Source organism: Micromonospora sp. IBHARD003, from assembly GCF_056106285.1.
Genome location: NZ_JBWBBX010000001.1, coordinates 5,780,678 through 5,797,880 on the forward strand (window position 1 = coordinate 5,780,678; position 17,203 = coordinate 5,797,880).

Consider the following 17,203-nt stretch of genomic DNA (forward strand, 5'->3'; position numbering starts at 1 on the left):
GGGAATCCGGAGGTCAGTGCTCCGCCGAGGACGGGTCGGCCGAGGTGACGAGTTCGGTCAGGACGCCGTGGCAGTCCTTGGGGTGCAGGAAGGTGATCCGGGACCCCATCGAGCCGATGCGCGGCTCGTCGTACAGCACGCGTACGCCCTTGTCGCGGATGGACTGCGCGTCACCATCCACGTCAGCGGTGCCGAAGGCGATGTGGTGCACGCCCTCGCCGTTCTTGGCCAGCCACTTCCCGACCGCGGAGTCCTCCCGGGTGGGCTCCAGCAGCTGGAGGTACGAGGCGCCGCCGTCCGAGGTCTCGTTGATCTTGAGCATGGCCTCGCGGACCCCCTGCTCCTCGTTGACCTCGGTGTGGAACACCTCGAAACCGTAGGTGGCCTTGTAGAACTCGACGGTCTTGTCGAGGTCGAAACAGGCGATCCCGATGTGGTCGATTCGCGTCAGCATGGCTCCAGTGGAGCGCCCGGGTGATGGTTACGCAACGTGCGCGCCGTCACACCGGCTGCCCGGTGACCTGGAAGCGAACGGCTCAGTACAGTTCAAGTAAACCCTCGTTCACTCCTCAGCCGCCGCGCTGGAAGGGGATTCCCATCTCATGTCTGGAACGAACACCACCACTTCCGTGATCGTCGCCGGCGCCCGTACCCCCATGGGGCGGCTGCTCGGTTCCCTCAAGTCCTTCTCCGGCGCCGATCTGGGCGGTGTCGCGATCAAGGCGGCACTGGACCGGGCGGGTATCGGCGGCGACCAGGTGCAGTACGTGATCATGGGCCAGGTGCTCCAGGCCGGCGCCGGCCAGATTCCCGCTCGTCAGGCGGCCGTGAAGGCCGGTATCCCCATGAGCGTGCCCGCGCTGACCATCAACAAGGTCTGCCTCTCCGGCCTCGACGCGATCGCCCTCGCCGACCAGCTGATCCGCGCGGGTGAGTTCGACGTGATCGTCGCGGGCGGCCAGGAGTCCATGACCAACGCGCCGCACGTGCTGCCGAAGTCCCGCGAGGGCTTCAAGTACGGCGCGATCGAGATGCTCGACTCGATGGCGTACGACGGCCTCACCGACTCCCTCGAGGGCATCGCCATGGGCGAGTCGACGGAGAAGCACAACACCCGTCTCGGCATCGCCCGGCCCGAGCAGGACGAGATCGCCGCGCTGTCGCACCAGCGTGCCGCGGCCGCCCAGAAGAACGGTCTCTTCGAGGCCGAGATCACCCCCGTGGAGATCCCGCAGCGCAAGGGCGAGCCCGTCCTCTTCAGCAAGGACGAGGGCATCCGCGCCGAGACGACGGCCGAGTCCCTCTCCAAGCTGCGTCCCGCGTTCACCAAGGACGGCACGATCACCGCCGGCACGGCCTCCCAGATCTCCGACGGCGCCGCCGCCGTCGTGGTCATGAGCAAGGCGAAGGCGCAGGAGCTCGGCCTGGAGTGGATCGCCGAGATCGGCGCCCACGGCAATGTGGCGGGACCGGACAACTCGCTGCAGTCCCAGCCGTCCAACGCGATCGCGCACGCCCTGAAGAAGGAGGGCCTGGAGGTTTCCGACCTGGACCTCATCGAGATCAACGAGGCGTTCGCCGCGGTCTCCGTGCAGTCGATGAAGGACCTCGGGGTATCCCCGGAAAAGGTGAACGTCAACGGCGGCGCCATCGCCCTCGGCCACCCGATCGGCATGTCCGGTGCGCGGATCGTCCTGCACCTGGCCCTGGAGCTGAAGCGGCGCGGCGGCGGCGTCGGTGCGGCGGCGCTGTGCGGCGGTGGCGGTCAGGGCGACGCGCTGATCGTCCGCGTGCCGGGCAAGTAACCACCGCGGTTTCCCCGGTACTGGTCACAACTGGTCACAACTGGTCGAACGGAGCAGCGTGATGGTGGACGTCCCCGAGCTGGTCGCCCAGGCACGGGAAGGCCGGCCGCGGGCCGTGGCCCGGCTGATCTCACTGGTCGAAGGGGCGGCTCCCCAGCTCCGCGAGGTGATGGCGGAGCTCGCACCGCTGACCGGCGGTGCGTATGTGGTGGGGCTGACCGGCTCGCCGGGCGTCGGCAAGTCGACGTCCACCTCCGCGCTGGTGACGGCGTACCGGAAGGCGGGGAAGCGGGTCGGCGTCCTGGCCGTCGACCCGTCATCGCCGTTCAGTGGCGGAGCGCTGCTGGGCGACCGGGTCCGGATGTCGGATCACGCGTCGGACCCGGGCGTCTACATCCGCTCGATGGCCACCCGCGGTCATCTGGGCGGCCTCGCCTGGGCCGCGCCGCAGGCGATCCGGGTGCTGGACGCCGCCGGCTGCGACGTGATCCTGGTCGAGACCGTGGGCGTCGGCCAGTCGGAGGTCGAGATCGCCTCCCAGGCCGATACCTCGGTGGTGCTGCTCGCACCCGGAATGGGGGACGGGATCCAGGCCGCGAAGGCGGGCATCCTGGAGATCGGCGACGTCTACGTGGTCAACAAGGCGGACCGCGACGGCGCCGACGCCACCGCACGCGAGCTCAACCACATGCTCGGTCTGGGCGAGTCCCGGGCCCCGGGCGACTGGCGGCCGCCGATCGTGAAGACCGTCGCCGCGCGGTCCGTGGGGATCGACGAGGTCGTCGAGGCCCTCGAGAAGCACCGCGCGTGGATGGAGGAGCACGGCGTCCTCACGGAGCGCCGTACGCGTCGCGCGGCCCACGAGGTCGAGACCATCGCGGTCACCCGGCTGCGGGAACGCATCGGCGATCTGCACGGGGACCGTCGTCTCGATGCGCTGGCCGCCCGCATCGTGGCGGGCGAGACCGATCCGTACGCGGCGGCGGACGAGCTGGTGGCGGGGCTGACGGGGGAGTAGGGGCCGCCTTCCGGGGCCCGTCGTCCCGAGGCGATACGGGATGCCGGGCCCGTGCCACGGGCCCGGGCTCGGACGGCTTCCGTCAGACCTTTCCGCGGCGGCCGCGCAGATGCTCGGCGACCGGCGTCAGCGACGCACGGAGGTCGGCCAGTGCCTCGGACGACAGCAGGTCGATGAAGTGCTGGCGTACGGACTCGACATGGTGCGGGGCGACCTTCCGCATGGTCTCCATGCCCTGGTCGGTGAGGACGGCGAACAGCCCGCGGCGGTCGGACTCGCAGTTCTCCCTGCGGACCAGGCCCGCGTTCTCCATGCGGGTGATCTGGTGGGAGAGCCGGCTCTTGGACTGGAGCGTGGCCGCGGCCAGATCGCTCATCCGCATGCGCAGGTCCGCCGACTCCGAGAGGTTGACGAGGATCTCGTAGTCGTTGTTGGTCAGGCCGAACGGCTGCAGGTCCCTCTCCATCTGGTAGGTCAACAGCCTGTTGACATCCAGATAGGTGCGCCAGGCGCACTGCTCCGCGTCGGTCAGCCAGCGGGTGGCAGTTTCGGTCTCCATATATGGATACTACCCTAAGAAGTTGAATTTCGGACGAAGCCTGCGGGTGTGACCTCGGGCATCCGAGCCCCCCGGATACGGGTGCAGACGTTCGACGTCACACTCCGCAGACTACCGTTCACAGCCCGAAGCGACGCTGGAGGTCCCCAAGCTGGCCGGGAAGGCGCGGGCTCGACCCATGCTGACCAGGTGCCCCATGGCCACCATGGCCCCCGCCGGGTACGCCGTCGCCATGCGGGACCACGCCGGTGGCCTGTTCCGGCATCAGCGCCTCGGTCGACTGGAGCAGCACCGTGCCCGCGCCGACGAACTCGAACTGGTGCTCCTCGCCCGACGCCCCGCCGATCCCGGCCAGTTGACGCAGCCCGCCCATGACTCCGCTCATATAGCCGTGGTCGTAGTGGTGGCACGGTGACGGGCAGTCGGCCCAGCCCACCAGCGCCTGCGGATCAACGCGGATGGGCGGCTCCATGAACACCACCGGGCCGTTCGACGCGGCCACGAACTTGCCGGTGCCGATCAGCGTCAGAAAGCCCGGGACGATCGACTGCTTGAGCGCGAGCGACGGCTGGTACGCGAGCAGGTTCCCGGACCGGATCGTCAGATTGCCCTCGTCGAGGTCGAAGGAGTTCACATCGAACGCCCGGTCCGCGAGCAGCATCTTGCCGCTGCCCTCGGCCACCACCCAGTCGCTCGCGTGCAGCGGCGAATGGAAGCTCGTCCGCATCAGCCGGTCCAGCCGGCCATGGCCGATCCCGTTGAACTCGATCTGCCCGTAGTAGGCGATCATCTTGCCCTTCTGCAGGAACCACTGGGAGCCCTTGAGTTCCACACAGAAGGTGTACGCGTTGACGTTGTCGTCACTCGGCAGGGTCATCGGGTCGAAGATCGCCGGGGATCCAGGGGCGGGGGTGCCCCACGCAGGTGCGCTCACAGCTTCTCCTCCGACGCCTGGACGTACACCGCACCACTGCCGCTCAGCTCCAGCTGGAACGCCTCGCCCGAGCCGCGGCCCACCATGTCGCGCCAGCTCAGCGCGGTGGAGAGCTTGTTGCGCACATCGCCGTGGTGGGCGACGTACGCCTGCGGGTCGACATGGACGGGACGGCCGGGGGAGATCGGCAGCTCGATCACACCGCCGTGCGCCATCACCGCGACCGCGCCATGGCCCTTCAGGGTCGTGGTGAACAGCCCCTGGCCGGTGATCTGGCCCCGCACCATGCCCATGACCCCGCCCTGCGAGCCCATGAACATCGTCCCCTGCTGCAGCGTCCCGTCGAACGCGAGCAGCCGGTCGGCCTCGACGCAGAGGGTCTCCCCGGTCAGGTTGATCACCTGGACATGGTGCCCGCCGTGGCCGAACATCACGGTGCCCGACCCCTCGACCGTCATCAGCGGGGTCGCCTCGTCGGCCACCCGCCGACCGATCATCGACATCAGGCCGCCCTGGCCGCCTGCCATATTCGGGGTGAAGGACACCTGGCCCTTGTACGCCAGCATCGCGCCGCGCTGGCTGTACATCTTCTGGCCCGGGACGACGGTCGCCTCGACCATCTTCGAGTTGATCTCACGGAACGGCATCAGACGTCACCCCCGATGGTGTTCCGCTCGCTCGGCTGCACGTACACCAGCCCGTCGCCCTCGAACCGGATCTGGAATGCCTCACCGCCGCCTTCGCCGAGGAGCGTGCGGAAGGTCACCCCCGACTGGAAGCTCTGCTGCACATTGCCCTGGTGGGCGATGTACGCGCCGGGGTCAACGGAGAGCGGGTACTGCGGCGTCACCCTCAGGACGACCGCGGGGCCGTCCGACATGATCGCGGCCTGGCCGGTGCCCTCGACGGTGGTCGTGAACAGTCCGTTGCCCGTCGCGCCGCCGCGCAGCCCGGTGAAGCTGGTGCCGGTGCGCAGCCCGCCGTCCGCGCACAGCAGATTGCTCGACTCGACGTACAGCTTGTCGCCGTGCAGCGAAACGAGGTTGATCTCGGATGCGCGGTCGGCGAAGTAGCAGGTGCCCTGGCCCTTCACCTCCATCATCGTCATCTGCTCGCCGGTGAGACGGCGGGTCACCATGCCGCGGATGCCCTCACCGCCGCCGGACAGTTTCTTGAAGGCCATCTGGCCGTCGTACGCGACCATCGACCCGTTCTTCGCCTTGACGGCGTCCCCGGTCATGTCGACGGCGAGCACTTTGCTGCCTTGAAGTCGGAACATTGCCACGGGGTGAAGGTACTGGGCGCGGTACGTTCCAGGACAGGCCCCCCGGAATGATCCCGACCCTGACCCTCCCCTGAGACCACCCGGGTAAAGGGCGGGAAAAGAGCGGTGCCACAATGGACGAGCTTGTGCGTCCGTTCACAAGACCGTCGACCCCTCCACCGAAGGTGCCTCACGTGGACATCAAGACCGCCTCCTCCCTCCACCGCCTCCGGCTCGTCTCCGCTCCGGAGGCCGTGTCGTTCCTGCTGCTGCTCGTCTGCTCGGTGCTCAAGCGCACGACGGAGTTCAACGCGGTCCCGGTCATGGGCGCGATCCACGGAGTGCTGTTCATCCTGTACGTGCTCTTCTGGCTGGACGCCTGGAACCGCACCAAGTGGAGCATCGGGACGGCCGCTTTCTACTTCGTCCTTTCCGTGCTGCCCTTCGGCGGCTTCTTCGCCGAGCGCAAGTTGAAGCGCGCCGCCGCGGACGCCGTGATCGCCTCCCGCGCACGCCGGGAAGGCGTGGTCAACGCATGATCGTCGCCTTCTCCGTGACCCCGCTGGGTGTCGGCGAGGACGTCGGGGAGTACGTGGCCGACGCGGTGCGCGTGGTCCGTGAGTCCGGGCTGCCCCACCGCACCGACGCGATGTTCACCTCGGTCGAGGGGGAGGACTGGGACGAGGTGATGGACGTCGTCAAGCGGGCGGTGGCCGCCGTCGAGGCGCGCGCGCCGCGGGTGTCGCTGGTTCTCAAAGCGGACATCCGTCCGGGTGTGACCGACGGTCTGACCTCCAAGGTCGAGACCGTGGAGCGGCACCTGGCGGACTGACCCCGTACGGACCGCCGACGGCGGCGGAGGTGCGGAAGGGCCGGTGCGCGTACCGAAGACCGAGACAGGGCTGACCAGCATGTGACCAGTGGGTATGGTCGATGCCGTGCCGAAGCCCCTCAGCCTCCCCTTCGACCCCATCGCCCGAGCCGACGAGCTCTGGCAGCAGCGCTGGGGTTCTGTGCCCTCGATGGCCGCGATCACCTCGATCATGCGTGCCCACCAGATCCTGCTCGCCGAGGTCGACTCCGTCGTCAAGCCGTACGGGCTGACCTTCGCCCGCTACGAGGCGCTGGTGCTGCTCACCTTCTCCAAATCCGGTGAGCTGCCGATGTCCAAGATCGGTGAGCGGCTGATGGTGCACCCCACGTCCGTCACCAACACCGTCGACCGTCTGGTGAGGTCCGGTCTGGTCGCCAAGCGTCCCAATCCCAACGACGGGCGGGGCACCCTCGCCTCCATCACCGAGAAGGGCCGCGAGGTGGTGGAGGCGGCCACCCGGGACCTGATGGCGATGGACTTCGGGCTCGGGGCGTACGACGGGGAGGAATGCGCGGAGATCTTCGCTCTGCTGCGGCCCCTGAGGGTGGCTGCGCACGACTTCGACGCGAAGTGAGCAGGTGCGGCCGTCCGTGCCGCACCCGTACGCGGGCGCGGCCGCGTGGCCCCGTATCCGGAGCGCCGTGACGCATGTCTCCCGACCCGCCGGAAGATCCCCCAAAGCGGACGGATACCCTCGGCGCCATGAAGAAGAGCGTGCTGACCCGCTACCGGGTGATGGCCTACGTCACCGCCGTCATGCTGCTCGTGCTGTGCACCTGCATGGTGTTCAAGTACGGCTTCAAGATGGGTGAGGACATCACTTTCGCGGTCTCCCAGGCCCACGGCATCCTCTACATCATCTATCTGATCTTCGCCTTCGACCTGGGCTCCAAGGCCAGGTGGCCCTTCGGGAAGCTCCTGTGGGTGCTGGTGTCGGGCACGATCCCGACCGCCGCCTTCTTCGTCGAACGCCAGGTCGTCCGCGAGGTCGAGCCGCTGATCACGGACGGCGCTCCGGCCCCGGTCAAGGCGTAGTCCAGGCCCGGTCAAGGCGTAGCCGAGCGAGCCGCCACCACCGCCGTACGCACATACGGCGGTCTGCCATCGACATTTACTAGGACGTCCTAGTAAATTCGAAGGTATGGACGCTGACGCCATCGACGAGGGCCGCCGCCGCTGGCAGGCCCGATACGACACCGCAAAGAAGCGGAACGCCGACTTCACCACGCTCTCCGGTGACCCGGTCGAGCCGGCATACGGGCCACGGCCCGGCGACACCTACGAGGGTTTCGAGCGGATCGGGTGGCCGGGTGAGTACCCCTTCACGCGCGGTCTGTACCCGACCGGCTACCGCGGCCGCACCTGGACCATCCGCCAGTTCGCGGGCTTCGGCAACGCCGAGCAGACGAACGAGCGCTACAAGATGATCCTGGCCGCCGGCGGCGGCGGGCTCAGTGTCGCCTTCGACATGCCCACGCTGATGGGCCGCGACTCCGACGACCCCCGCTCGCTCGGCGAGGTCGGCCACTGCGGAGTCGCCATCGACTCCGCCGCCGACATGGAGGTCCTCTTCAAGGACATCCCGCTCGGCGACGTCACGACCTCGATGACGATCAGCGGCCCCGCCGTCCCGGCCTTCTGTATGTACCTCGTCGCGGCCGAGCGGCAGGGTGTCGACCCGGGTGTGCTCAACGGCACGCTCCAGACCGACATCTTCAAGGAGTACATCGCCCAGAAGGAATGGCTGTTCGAGCCCGAGCCCCATCTGCGCCTGATCGGCGACCTGATGGAGTACTGCGCCCGCGGCATCCCGGCGTACAAGCCGCTCTCCGTCTCCGGCTACCACATCCGCGAGGCGGGCGCGACGGCCGCGCAGGAGCTGGCGTACACCCTCGCGGACGGTTTCGGATACGTCGAGCTCGGCCTCAGCCGGGGCCTGGACGTCGACGTCTTCGCACCCGGGCTCTCCTTCTTCTTCGACGCGCACGTCGACTTCTTCGAGGAGATCGCCAAGTTCCGCGCCGCCCGCCGCATCTGGGCCCGCTGGATGAAGGAGGTCTACGGCGCGAAGACCGACAAGGCCCAGTGGCTGCGCTTCCACACCCAGACCGCCGGTGTCTCGCTGACCGCCCAGCAGCCGTACAACAACGTGGTCCGTACCGCGGTCGAGGCCCTCGCGGCCGTGCTCGGCGGTACGAACTCGCTGCACACCAACGCACTCGACGAGACCCTCGCCCTGCCGTCCGAGCAGGCCGCCGAGATCGCCCTGCGCACCCAGCAGGTGCTGATGGAGGAGACCGGCGTCGCCAATGTCGCCGACCCGCTGGGCGGTTCCTGGTACGTGGAGCAGCTCACCGACCGCATCGAGGCCGACGCCGAGAAGATCTTCGACCAGATCAGGGAGCGCGGGCTGCGCGCCCACCCGGACGGCAAGCACCCCATCGGGCCCATCACCTCCGGCATCCTGCGCGGTATCGAGGACGGCTGGTTCACCGGCGAGATCGCCGAATCCGCCTTCCGCTACCAGCAGGCCCTGGAGAAGGGCGACAAGCGCGTCGTCGGCGTCAACGTCCACCACGGCTCGGTCACCGGTGACCTGGAGATCCTCCGCGTCAGCCACGAGGTCGAGTGGGAGCAGGTCCGCATCCTCGGCGAGCGCAAGGCCAAGCGCGACGACGCACGCGTCAAGACCTCGATCGAGGCCATGCTGACCGCCGCACGCGACGGCTCCAACATGATCGAGCCCATGCTCGACGCGGTCCGCGCCGAGGCCACGCTCGGCGAGATCTGCAACGCGCTGCGGGACGAGTGGGGCACGTACACGGAGCCCCCCGGCTTCTGACCCCGATCCGGCCCCCTCGCGCCGGAAACCCGCTGGAGAGACCGGTCATCGTGCCCCTACCGTGGCGCGATGGCCGGTCTTCCCGTTCCCGTGCGCGGTATACGCGTCTTCTTCCACTACGTCGGCGGCTGCGGTCCCTTCGCGGACATCACCGCCACCTTCGAGCCGCCGTACGACAGCGGTGAGCCGGACTTCATGAATCTCGTGCCCGACGAGGACGTCCCGGAGGAGTACGTCGCCGCGTTCCGCGCGGGCGTGGCCGAAAGACTCGGGAGGGACGCCGGCGTCGAAGCGTTCGTACTGGTCACCGCCGGACGGCACCACATCGTGGACTCATCCGAGTACGGCTTCAAGATCGCTGGGCAGATGGCGGCCCGCGCCGCACTGATCACGGCAGGGCTTCTGCCGCCCGAGGAAGCCCACAAGCTCACCAAGGTGACCTGGCCGGACAAGTCCCGGTTCATCGGGGAGCGCGGCCCGCGGCATCCGTGAAAACGGCTGGAGCGACCGGTCGGCACGCACCTACCGTGGCGCGATGGCTGGTCTTCCCGTTCCCGTGCGCGACATCCGGGTGCACTTCCACCGTGTCAGCTGCGCCCCCAAGTTCGCGCACTTCACCGCCGACTTCGAGCCGCCCGCGGAGGGCGGTACGGCGGAGTTCCGCAGCACGGCGCCGCAGGACGAGCTGCCCGACGAGTTCACCGGTCCGCTGTGGAAGGGCATCCAGCAAGGGCTTGACGGGATCGGCGCCCGGGTCACGGTCACCGGGGGCCGCCTGCACCCGACGGACCGCTCCGGCCACAGCTACTACGTCGCCGGGTATCTGGCGGGCCGGGCAGCGCTGGTCGCCGCCGGGCTGCTGCCGCCCGACGAGGCCCCACCCCGGCGGGACGTGACCTGGCCAGGGAGACCGTAGGTCCTCTCCGGGCCTTTGGACACCTTCGGTCCCGAACCCGCCGCCGGACCGCGGCTCATCGGGGAGCGATGCCGGCGGCGTCCGCGAACGTCAGACGGAACAGCGCGCCGCCGCCCGGGGCGTGCTCCGCCGTCAGCTCGGCGTTGTGCGCCCGCGCGATCTGCCGTGCCATCGCCAGACCCAGCCCGGAACCGGGCAGTGCTCGCGCGGACTCCGCCCGGTAGAAACGGTCGAAGACATACGGCAGGTCCTCCGGCGCGATGCCCCGGCCGTGGTCGCGGACCGTCAGATCGGCGGCGGTCAGCGCGACCTCGACCGCCGCCCCTGGCGGGCTGAACTTGGCGGCGTTGTCGAGCAGATTCGTCAGCAGCCGGGACAGCCGCGCCGGCACGCCCGGCAGCGTCAGGTCCGCCGTGGCGTCGTCCGCCCACAGGGTGAACTCGTTCTCCGGCCAGTGGGCGCGTGCCGTGTCCACCGCGTGCTCGGTGAGCTGCCGCAGCCCCACGGACTCCAGCAGCGGATGCGGCTCCTCGTCCCTGGCCAGCTCGATCAGATCGTTCACCAGGCCGGTCACCTCACGCAGCTGCCGCGCCAGCGCGGCGGACGCCCGGTCACGCTGGGCGTCCGTGAGCCGGTCCGCGCGGGCGAGCAGCTCGGCATTGGTCCGCAACGCGGTCAGCGGAGTGCGCAGTTCGTGCGAGGCGTCGGCCACCAGCCGGCGCTGGGCACTGACCGACTGCTCCAGCTCGCCCAGCATGGTGTTGAACGTGGCGGCCAGCCGGGTCACCTCGTCCTCGCGGCCCGGCGGGCCCTCGGGCAGCTCGATCCGGTGCCGGGGATCACGGGTCGCGGCGATGCGCTCCGCGGTCGCCGTCAGCCGGGCCACCGGCGCCAGACCCGTCCGCGACACCGCGTACCCGAGCGCCCCGGCCAGCAGCACCCCGGCGGCCCCCACCAGGGACAGCAGCCAGGCCGCCTGCCGTACTCCCTTCTCCACCGTGTCCGCGCGCAGCGCCACCTGCAGAGCCTTGCCCTTGCCGAACGGGGTGGTGAGCATCCGCCCCGGATGCCCGGAGAGCGTGAAATCGGAGAAGTACGGTGCCCGCTCTCCCGCCGCGACCTCCCGGACCGGGGCGGACACCGGCAGCACATACGCAGGCGCGGACGGGTCGTCCGCCGGATCGGCCGGCACGACCTGCGCGCAGGCAGGCGCCGAGAGGAAACGGCACTCGCCCGCGAGGACGTCGGGACCCGAGTCGCGGTTCTGCTGCGTCACCAGCGTCGCCGACTGGGTGAGGTTCAGATCGAGCTGGTGGTAGAGGGCGTAGTCCAGGACGAAGAACGCGGCCGTGCACACCCCGACCGCGACCAGCGCCACCGCGGCGGAGGTCGCCAGCGCCAGCCTCGTCCGCACCGGCCGGCGCCGGCGCCAGCGCGCCCCCAGCCTGTGCACGCCGCTCATGCCACGTCCAGCCGGTAGCCCACGCCGTGGATCGTGTGCACGAGGCGGGGTTCACCGCCCGCCTCCAGTTTGCGGCGCAGATATCCCACGTACACCGCGAGCGAGTTGGAACCGGGCCCGAAGTCGCGGCCCCACACCGACTCGTGGATCACCTCACGGGGCAGCACCTGCCCGGGGTGCCGCAGCAGCAGCTCGAGGAGCGCACACTCGGTGCGGCTGAACTCCAGCGGCCGTCCGCCCCTGCTGCCGGTACGGGTGACCGGGTCCATCACCAGATCCGCGAAGCGCAGCCCGGCACCGTCCCCGGGATCCAGGGGTGCCGTGCGGCGCAGCAGAGCCCTCAGCCGGGCGGTCAGCTCGTCGAGCGCGAAGGGCTTCACCAGATAGTCGTCCGCGCCCGCGTCCAGCCCGTCGACCCGCTCGCTCACGGAGTCCAGGGCGGTCAGCACGATGACCGGCGTACGGTCGCCCAGTGCCCGCAGCCGACGGCAGACCGCGAGCCCGTCCAGGGCCGGCATCATCACATCCAGCACCAGGGCGTCCGGCTCCCAGGCGGCCACATCGGAGAGCGCGGCCAGGCCGTCGGCGGCCTCCCGCACCTCGTACCCCTCGACGGTGAGGCCGTCGGCCACCGCGGCGCGCACCTCGGGATCGTCGTCGACGACCAGGATCTTCGCTGCTCCCATGCCATAGAGCCTGCCAAACCGGCTTCTTAGATCCCTCTTAAAGCGCTTCGCGAGCGTGGCCGTCATGCGGACACCACCCACACCACCCACCCCACACGCACGGGGGGCCGCCTCGAGCGCCCCCCTGTCCGTGGTCATCGGCGCCGGTGGCACCGGCGGCCACATCTACCCCGGTCTGGCCCTTGCCGAGGCCCTGCGCCGGGCCGTGCCCGACGCGGTGATCTCCTTCGTCGGCACCACCAGGGGCCTGGAGACCGAGCTCATACCTGCCGCCGGCCACCGGCTGCACACCGTCGACATGATTCCCTTCGATCCGGCCCTCGGCGCGCGGCGCTATCTGCTGCCCGCCGCCCTGCTGAAGTCCGGGACCCAGTGCCGGACCATCCTGCGGGCCCAGCGCGCCCAGGTCGCCGTCGGCATGGGCGGCTATCCGAGCGCGCCCGTCATCCTCGGCGCCCGGCTCGCCGGACTGCCGAGCGTGATCCACGAGTCCAACGCGGTGCCCGGCCGTGCCAACCAGTTCGCCGCCCGCCTCACCCCGCATCTCGCCGTCGCGTTCGACCACAGCCGGGCCCATCTGACGGGCGGGGAGAACGCCCTGACCACCGGGATGCCGATCGCCGCACCGCTCGCCGCACTCGACCGCGGCACGCTGCGCGACCACGCCCGCCGTGCCCTCGGCGTCCCGGACGGCGCCCGGCTGCTCCTCGTCAACGGCGGAAGCCTCGGCGCGGCACGTCTCACCGAAGCCGCCGTCGGGCTCGCGCACCGCCTGCGCGAGCGCACCGACGTCCATCTGCTGATCAAGACCGGTCCCGCGGCACTGGAGGAGGCCCGGGCACGCCTCGGCGACTCGCCCGTCGCCCGGGCCGTTCCCTATCTCGACCGGATGGACCTCGCCTACGCCGCCGCTGACCTGGTGGTCTGCCGGGCCGGTGCGGCCACCGTCGCGGAACTCGCCACCACCGGCGTGCCGGCCGTCCTCGTCCCGTACCCGCACGCGCCCGGCGACCACCAGACGCACAACGCGCGGGTGCTGACCGACGCCGGGGCGGGGCTGCTTCTCCCGGACGCCGAGACCACCGCCGAACGGCTGGACGCCCTCACCGCACCCTTGCTCGCCGACCCGGACCGGCTCGCCGCGATGAGCGGCGCCGCAGACCCGGGCCCGCACGCCCGTGCCGCCGACCTGCTGGCCGCACGTGTCATCGAACTCGCCTCTCAGACCAAGGAGTACGCCGCATGAGCCGCATAAGCCACATGAACACCAACATGAGCACGAGCACGAGCACGAGCGCGAGCGCGAGCGCGAACACGGACATGAGCACGCACATGAGCACGCACATGAGCACGAGCACGGACATGAACTGGAACGGCCGCACCGTCCTCGTCACCGGAGCCGAGGGCTTCATCGGATCCACCCTCGTCGATCTGCTCGTCGAGCAAGGCGCGGACGTCCGGGCCTTCGTCCACTACAAGCCCTACGCGGAGCGCGGTCATCTCTCCCACCACATGGGCGAGTTGGAGATGATCGCCGGGGATGTGCGCGATCCCGGACGCGTCATGGACGCCATCGAGGGCTGCGACACCGTCTTCCATCTCGCCGCACTCATCGGCATCCCGTACAGCTATGACTCACCCGGCGCGTACGTCCAGACGAATGTGAACGGCACCGAGAACCTCGCCGAGGCCTGCCGCCGCCACGGGGTCCGCCGGCTGGTGCACACCTCCACCAGCGAGGTGTACGGCACGGCCCTGACCGTGCCGATCTCCGAAGACCATCCCCTGCAGCCGCAGTCCCCGTACTCCGCGTCGAAGATCGGCGCGGACATGATGGCGCTCTCGCACTGGCACGCCTTCGAACTCCCCGTGACGGTGGTGCGGCCCTTCAACACCTACGGTCCTCGCCAGTCGGCCCGGGCCGTGATCCCCACGATCCTCGCCCAACTGCACGCGGGAGTGGAGGAGATCAGGCTCGGTTCCCTCACCCCCACCCGCGACTTCACCTATGTCACCGACACGGCACGCGGCTTCCTGGCGATGGCCGACTGCGACCGGGCCCTCGGGCAGGTCGTCAACCTCGGTACGGGATACGAGATCTCGGTCGGAGACCTGGCCGCCCGGCTGATCGCCGCCTCGGGGCACAGGGCCGAGGTCGTCGTCGACCCCGCACGGCTGCGCCCGTCGGGCAGCGAGGTGGAGCGGCTGCTCTCGGACAACCGCCGGGCGCGGGAGTGGGCGGGCTGGGAACCCGAAGTCCCCCTGGAGGAGGGGCTGAAGCGGACGTCGGAGTGGGTGGCGGACAATCTGCACCTGTTCGCGGCGGAGCGCTACCAGGTCTGAGACGGGGGCCGTTACCGGGCGCGGGATGCGGGATCCCGGCCCGGGCCGGATAGCCGTGGGGGTGTCGGCCGCGCCGGCCGGTTCGCCCACCTCAGTCGAGCTGCGCCGCCGCCCCCAGCCCGCCCAGCAGGACCGCCGTGAAGCGCCGGACCCAGTCCGCGTCCACCGGTTCGGCGCTCACCAGCGCCCGGTGCACCACCGCGCCCGCGATCACGTCGAAGATGAGGTCCGCGGTGCGGGCCGCGGCCTCCGGGTCGGTCTGCTCAGGGAGTTCACCGCGCGCCTGGGCCCGGGCACGTCCCTCGAGGACCAGCCGCTTCTGACGGTCCACGATCGAGACCCGGATGCGCTCGCGCAGCGGCTCGTCGCGCGTCGACTCGGCGACCACCGCCATCATCGCGGTCTTCGCCTCGGGACGCTGGAGCAACTCGGCGAACTGCAGCACGACGCCCTCGATGTCCGCGGCCAGCGAGCCCCGGTCGGGCAGCTCCAGTTCGTCGAAGAGCACCGCCACCGCGTCCACGACGAGTTCGCTCTTGTTGGCCCAGCGCCGGTAGAGGGTCGTCTTGGCCACCCCGGCCCGGCTCGCCACATCGCCCAGCGTCAGCTTCGACCAGCCGAGCTCGACCAGAGCGGCCCTGGTCGCGTCCAGGATGGCGGTATCCGCCTCGGCGCTGCGGGGGCGACCGGCGCGGATGGTTTTCGGACGGCGGTGGCTGCACATGACGGCGACCATACCGGCCGGTAGGTGGATTGCCGTGAGCGTCACCACGGGATCGCTGTGAGCCACTTCACCGAGAGAACGCCCCCCGGGCAGTGGTAATGGAGTTACGCTACGACCCGTAGCGAAAATTGTCCGAGTGACGACCACGGGTGCCGGGTGGGGACCAGGCGCCACAGCAGCACACAGAACGCGGCACCTCCGGTCATATGACTTCCGGTGGGCTTTTCACTCGTGCGCGCGGAGGGGGGAGGATGTAGGCATGCAGCAGCCTAGGAACATGTCCATGAGCGGCGTCGTCGACCTCGCCGCAGTCAAGGCGGCCGGTGACGCCAAGGCGAAGGCGGAGCAGGCCCGTGCCCAGGCCGCCCGTCAGGGCGGCGGCGGTGCCGTACCCCCCTCCAGCCTGGTGATCGACGTCGACGAGGCCGGCTTCGAGCGCGATGTCCTCCAGCGCTCGGCCGAGGTCCCGGTCGTCATCGACTTCTGGGCCGAGTGGTGTGAGCCGTGTAAGCAGCTGAGCCCGGTGCTGGAGCGGCTCGCCCGTGAGTACAACGGCCGCTTCGTGCTCGCCAAGATCGATGTCGAAGCCAACCAGATGCTGATGCAGCAGTTCGGGATCCAGGGCATCCCGGCTGTCTTCGCGGTCGTCGCCGGTCAGGCTCTTCCGCTCTTCCAGGGTCTGGCCCCCGAGCCGCAGATCCGCCAGACCCTCGACCAGCTGGTCCAGGTAGCCGAGCAGCGCTTCGGTCTCACCGGCATCACCGTCGACCCGGACGCCGAAGAGGGTGCCGCCACCGCCGCCCCCGTCCCGGCCGGCCCGCATGACGCGGTACTCGAGGCGGCCGTCCAGGCGCTCGACGCGGGCGACCTCGGCGGCGCCGTGCAGGCGTACAAGAACGTGCTCGCCGACGACCCGGGCAACGAGGAGGCCAAGCTCGGCCTCGCCCAGGCCGAACTGCTGCGGCGGGTCCAGGGCATGGACGCCTCGGTCGTACGCAAGGAGGCCGCGGACAAGCCGGACGACGCCGCGGCGCAGATCGCCGTGGCCGATCTGGATCTGGTCGGCGGTCATGTCGAGGACGCGTTCGGCCGGCTGGTCGACACCGTGGGGCGTTCGGCGGGCGAGGACCGCGACGCCGCCCGGATCCATCTGCTCGAGCTGTTCGAGGTGATCGGTCAGGACGATCCCCGGGTGACCGCCGCGCGTACTGCGCTGGCGCGGGTGCTGTTCTGACGTACGCCTCTCCGGCGCTCAGGAACGACCGGCGCCAGGCCGCCGATTTGGCGACAGAGTGACAAAGCACGGCCGCGCTTTACCAAAGCTTGGTAAACGCGGCCGGCTGTTACTCGTAGTAAATCGATCACGTTGATCTGTCCCGTTTTTGGCGTCAATATCCACCCGTTCCGAAGGGCCTCGAGGCACCCTGTGTGGCCGCCCGACATCGCGCCGTCGTGACGTGGTTATCGGGCCGTTACTACCGAGTAACGAACCCCCTTGTGCCCCGGCTCGTAATGCACCACGATCGGCCACGCTCGGTCCATCACCGCACCAGCTCGGCAGCCAGCCGCGTCAAGCGGTCCTGGGTCCCCACCGAGTGGGCCGGCGGCAGAGGCGCCGGCCGCGGACAGGGGGGTTCCTGCCCGGGCGGCAGGGCCTGTCCATTGAGGTTGCGCGAAGGCGTGGCCAGTGGTTGTCGCTCGGGGGTGATCGCCAGTGATCGGACGCAGCTCGCGGACCGCCCGCTCGGCGCTCTCCTTCCCGAGGACGTAGCACTT

The 17,203-nt window shown here is 69.9% G+C and carries 20 protein-coding genes; 12 read left to right on the plus strand and 8 right to left on the minus strand.

All coding sequences use genetic code 11. The features are described from left to right. Nucleotides 1–13 precede the first annotated feature (13 nt). Entirely contained in the window at nt 14–454 is a 441-nt protein-coding gene (gene mce, locus ACTWOL_RS25780) for a methylmalonyl-CoA epimerase (protein WP_474299166.1), read from the minus strand. 148 nt (nt 455–602) lie between these two features. On the opposite strand from mce, the gene ACTWOL_RS25785 reads away from it, so the two are divergent. Beyond that, on the plus strand, nt 603–1,805 hold the full coding sequence (locus ACTWOL_RS25785; protein ID WP_474299167.1) for an acetyl-CoA C-acetyltransferase: 1,203 nt from the start codon (nt 603–605) through the stop codon (nt 1,803–1,805). 61 nt (nt 1,806–1,866) lie between these two features. Then, nucleotides 1,867–2,823, plus strand: a complete 957-nt coding sequence (gene meaB / locus ACTWOL_RS25790; RefSeq protein WP_474299168.1) for a methylmalonyl Co-A mutase-associated GTPase MeaB — start codon at nt 1,867–1,869, stop codon at nt 2,821–2,823. Between the two features lie 82 nt (nt 2,824–2,905). Here meaB and ACTWOL_RS25795 read toward each other — a convergent pair whose 3' ends face one another. The 4 genes from ACTWOL_RS25795 to ACTWOL_RS25810 form a co-directional block, all read right to left on the minus strand. Beyond that, nucleotides 2,906–3,382: a MarR family winged helix-turn-helix transcriptional regulator gene (locus ACTWOL_RS25795; RefSeq protein ID WP_474299169.1), complete on the minus strand. Its 477-nt coding sequence runs from the start codon at nt 3,380–3,382 to the stop codon at nt 2,906–2,908. A 118-nt stretch (nt 3,383–3,500) separates the two neighbouring features. Continuing rightward, nucleotides 3,501–4,316, minus strand: coding sequence for an AIM24 family protein (locus tag ACTWOL_RS25800; protein ID WP_474299170.1), 816 nt, complete (start codon nt 4,314–4,316; stop codon nt 3,501–3,503). Further along, nucleotides 4,313–4,963 carry an AIM24 family protein gene (locus ACTWOL_RS25805; RefSeq protein WP_474299171.1) on the minus strand — a complete coding sequence of 217 codons (651 nt, stop codon included), beginning with the start codon at nt 4,961–4,963 and terminating at the stop codon, nt 4,313–4,315. The genes ACTWOL_RS25800 and ACTWOL_RS25805 overlap by 4 nt, the downstream gene beginning before the upstream one ends. Next, a complete protein-coding gene (locus tag ACTWOL_RS25810; protein ID WP_474301262.1) occupies nt 4,963–5,595 on the minus strand; it encodes an AIM24 family protein in 633 nt (210 codons plus the stop codon). The genes ACTWOL_RS25805 and ACTWOL_RS25810 overlap by 1 nt, the downstream gene beginning before the upstream one ends. Before the next feature lie 179 nt (nt 5,596–5,774). Here ACTWOL_RS25810 and ACTWOL_RS25815 point away from each other — a divergent pair, with 179 nt between their 5' ends. The 7 genes from ACTWOL_RS25815 (at nt 5,775) to ACTWOL_RS25845 (ending at nt 10,212) form a co-directional block, all read left to right on the plus strand. Beyond that, nucleotides 5,775–6,119 carry a DUF3817 domain-containing protein gene (locus tag ACTWOL_RS25815; protein ID WP_474299172.1) on the plus strand — a complete coding sequence of 115 codons (345 nt, stop codon included), beginning with the start codon at nt 5,775–5,777 and terminating at the stop codon, nt 6,117–6,119. Next, on the plus strand, nt 6,116–6,412 hold the full coding sequence (locus tag ACTWOL_RS25820; protein ID WP_474299173.1) for an MTH1187 family thiamine-binding protein: 297 nt from the start codon (nt 6,116–6,118) through the stop codon (nt 6,410–6,412). Before ACTWOL_RS25815 ends, ACTWOL_RS25820 begins: the two co-directional genes overlap by 4 nt. 106 nt (nt 6,413–6,518) lie before the next feature. After that, a complete protein-coding gene (locus ACTWOL_RS25825) occupies nt 6,519–7,028 on the plus strand; it encodes a MarR family winged helix-turn-helix transcriptional regulator (protein ID WP_474299174.1) in 510 nt (169 codons plus the stop codon). 128 nt (nt 7,029–7,156) lie between these two features. Further along, nucleotides 7,157–7,489 carry a DUF3817 domain-containing protein gene (locus ACTWOL_RS25830; protein ID WP_474299175.1) on the plus strand — a complete coding sequence of 111 codons (333 nt, stop codon included), beginning with the start codon at nt 7,157–7,159 and terminating at the stop codon, nt 7,487–7,489. Between the two features lie 106 nt (nt 7,490–7,595). Next, nucleotides 7,596–9,296 (plus strand): acyl-CoA mutase large subunit family protein, encoded by a 1,701-nt coding sequence (locus ACTWOL_RS25835; RefSeq protein ID WP_474299176.1) that lies wholly within the window; start codon nt 7,596–7,598, stop codon nt 9,294–9,296. A 69-nt stretch (nt 9,297–9,365) separates the two neighbouring features. Next, on the plus strand, nt 9,366–9,788 hold the full coding sequence (locus ACTWOL_RS25840) for a hypothetical protein (RefSeq protein ID WP_474299177.1): 423 nt from the start codon (nt 9,366–9,368) through the stop codon (nt 9,786–9,788). 43 nt (nt 9,789–9,831) lie between these two features. Continuing rightward, on the plus strand, nt 9,832–10,212 hold the full coding sequence (locus ACTWOL_RS25845) for a hypothetical protein (RefSeq protein WP_474299178.1): 381 nt from the start codon (nt 9,832–9,834) through the stop codon (nt 10,210–10,212). Nucleotides 10,213–10,267: 55 nt separating this feature from the next. On the opposite strand, the gene ACTWOL_RS25850 is transcribed toward ACTWOL_RS25845, so the two are convergent. Together ACTWOL_RS25850 and ACTWOL_RS25855 are read right to left on the minus strand one after the other, a co-directional pair. After that, on the minus strand, nt 10,268–11,674 hold the full coding sequence (locus ACTWOL_RS25850; protein ID WP_474299179.1) for a sensor histidine kinase: 1,407 nt from the start codon (nt 11,672–11,674) through the stop codon (nt 10,268–10,270). Next, nucleotides 11,671–12,360: a response regulator transcription factor gene (locus tag ACTWOL_RS25855; protein WP_474299180.1), complete on the minus strand. Its 690-nt coding sequence runs from the start codon at nt 12,358–12,360 to the stop codon at nt 11,671–11,673. Before ACTWOL_RS25855 ends, ACTWOL_RS25850 begins: the two co-directional genes overlap by 4 nt. A gap of 64 nt (nt 12,361–12,424) precedes the next feature. On the opposite strand from ACTWOL_RS25855, the gene ACTWOL_RS25860 reads away from it, so the two are divergent. Then, on the plus strand, nt 12,425–13,606 hold the full coding sequence (locus ACTWOL_RS25860; RefSeq protein ID WP_474299181.1) for a UDP-N-acetylglucosamine--N-acetylmuramyl-(pentapeptide) pyrophosphoryl-undecaprenol N-acetylglucosamine transferase: 1,182 nt from the start codon (nt 12,425–12,427) through the stop codon (nt 13,604–13,606). Then, nucleotides 13,603–14,703: a GDP-mannose 4,6-dehydratase gene (locus ACTWOL_RS25865; protein ID WP_474299182.1), complete on the plus strand. Its 1,101-nt coding sequence runs from the start codon at nt 13,603–13,605 to the stop codon at nt 14,701–14,703. Before ACTWOL_RS25860 ends, ACTWOL_RS25865 begins: the two co-directional genes overlap by 4 nt. Before the next feature lie 91 nt (nt 14,704–14,794). Here ACTWOL_RS25865 and ACTWOL_RS25870 read toward each other — a convergent pair whose 3' ends face one another. Continuing rightward, entirely contained in the window at nt 14,795–15,427 is a 633-nt protein-coding gene (locus ACTWOL_RS25870; protein WP_474299183.1) for a TetR/AcrR family transcriptional regulator, read from the minus strand. 259 nt (nt 15,428–15,686) lie between these two features. Here ACTWOL_RS25870 and ACTWOL_RS25875 point away from each other — a divergent pair, with 259 nt between their 5' ends. After that, nucleotides 15,687–16,661, plus strand: a complete 975-nt coding sequence (locus tag ACTWOL_RS25875; protein ID WP_474299184.1) for a tetratricopeptide repeat protein — start codon at nt 15,687–15,689, stop codon at nt 16,659–16,661. The last annotated feature ends 542 nt before the right edge of the window (nt 16,662–17,203 follow it).

What these genes read in the sequence shown, in the direction of transcription:
- ACTWOL_RS25785 (WP_474299167.1), top strand. Translation starts at nt 603, where the DNA reads ATGTCTGGAACGAACACCACCACTTCCGTGATCGTCGCCGGCGCCCGT.
- ACTWOL_RS25805 (WP_474299171.1), bottom strand. Translation starts at nt 4,963, where the DNA reads ATGCCGTTCCGTGAGATCAACTCGAAGATGGTCGAGGCGACCGTCGTC.
- ACTWOL_RS25845 (WP_474299178.1), top strand. Translation starts at nt 9,832, where the DNA reads ATGGCTGGTCTTCCCGTTCCCGTGCGCGACATCCGGGTGCACTTCCAC.
- ACTWOL_RS25840 (WP_474299177.1), top strand. Translation starts at nt 9,366, where the DNA reads ATGGCCGGTCTTCCCGTTCCCGTGCGCGGTATACGCGTCTTCTTCCAC.
- ACTWOL_RS25810 (WP_474301262.1), bottom strand. Translation starts at nt 5,595, where the DNA reads ATGTTCCGACTTCAAGGCAGCAAAGTGCTCGCCGTCGACATGACCGGG.
- mce (WP_474299166.1), bottom strand. Translation starts at nt 454, where the DNA reads ATGCTGACGCGAATCGACCACATCGGGATCGCCTGTTTCGACCTCGAC.
- ACTWOL_RS25870 (WP_474299183.1), bottom strand. Translation starts at nt 15,427, where the DNA reads ATGTGCAGCCACCGCCGTCCGAAAACCATCCGCGCCGGTCGCCCCCGC.
- ACTWOL_RS25865 (WP_474299182.1), top strand. Translation starts at nt 13,603, where the DNA reads ATGAGCCGCATAAGCCACATGAACACCAACATGAGCACGAGCACGAGC.
- ACTWOL_RS25830 (WP_474299175.1), top strand. Translation starts at nt 7,157, where the DNA reads ATGAAGAAGAGCGTGCTGACCCGCTACCGGGTGATGGCCTACGTCACC.
- ACTWOL_RS25850 (WP_474299179.1), bottom strand. Translation starts at nt 11,674, where the DNA reads ATGAGCGGCGTGCACAGGCTGGGGGCGCGCTGGCGCCGGCGCCGGCCG.
- ACTWOL_RS25860 (WP_474299181.1), top strand. Translation starts at nt 12,425, where the DNA reads ATGCGGACACCACCCACACCACCCACCCCACACGCACGGGGGGCCGCC.
- ACTWOL_RS25855 (WP_474299180.1), bottom strand. Translation starts at nt 12,360, where the DNA reads ATGGGAGCAGCGAAGATCCTGGTCGTCGACGACGATCCCGAGGTGCGC.
- ACTWOL_RS25835 (WP_474299176.1), top strand. Translation starts at nt 7,596, where the DNA reads ATGGACGCTGACGCCATCGACGAGGGCCGCCGCCGCTGGCAGGCCCGA.
- ACTWOL_RS25820 (WP_474299173.1), top strand. Translation starts at nt 6,116, where the DNA reads ATGATCGTCGCCTTCTCCGTGACCCCGCTGGGTGTCGGCGAGGACGTC.
- ACTWOL_RS25795 (WP_474299169.1), bottom strand. Translation starts at nt 3,382, where the DNA reads ATGGAGACCGAAACTGCCACCCGCTGGCTGACCGACGCGGAGCAGTGC.
- ACTWOL_RS25875 (WP_474299184.1), top strand. Translation starts at nt 15,687, where the DNA reads ATGCAGCAGCCTAGGAACATGTCCATGAGCGGCGTCGTCGACCTCGCC.
- meaB (WP_474299168.1), top strand. Translation starts at nt 1,867, where the DNA reads ATGGTGGACGTCCCCGAGCTGGTCGCCCAGGCACGGGAAGGCCGGCCG.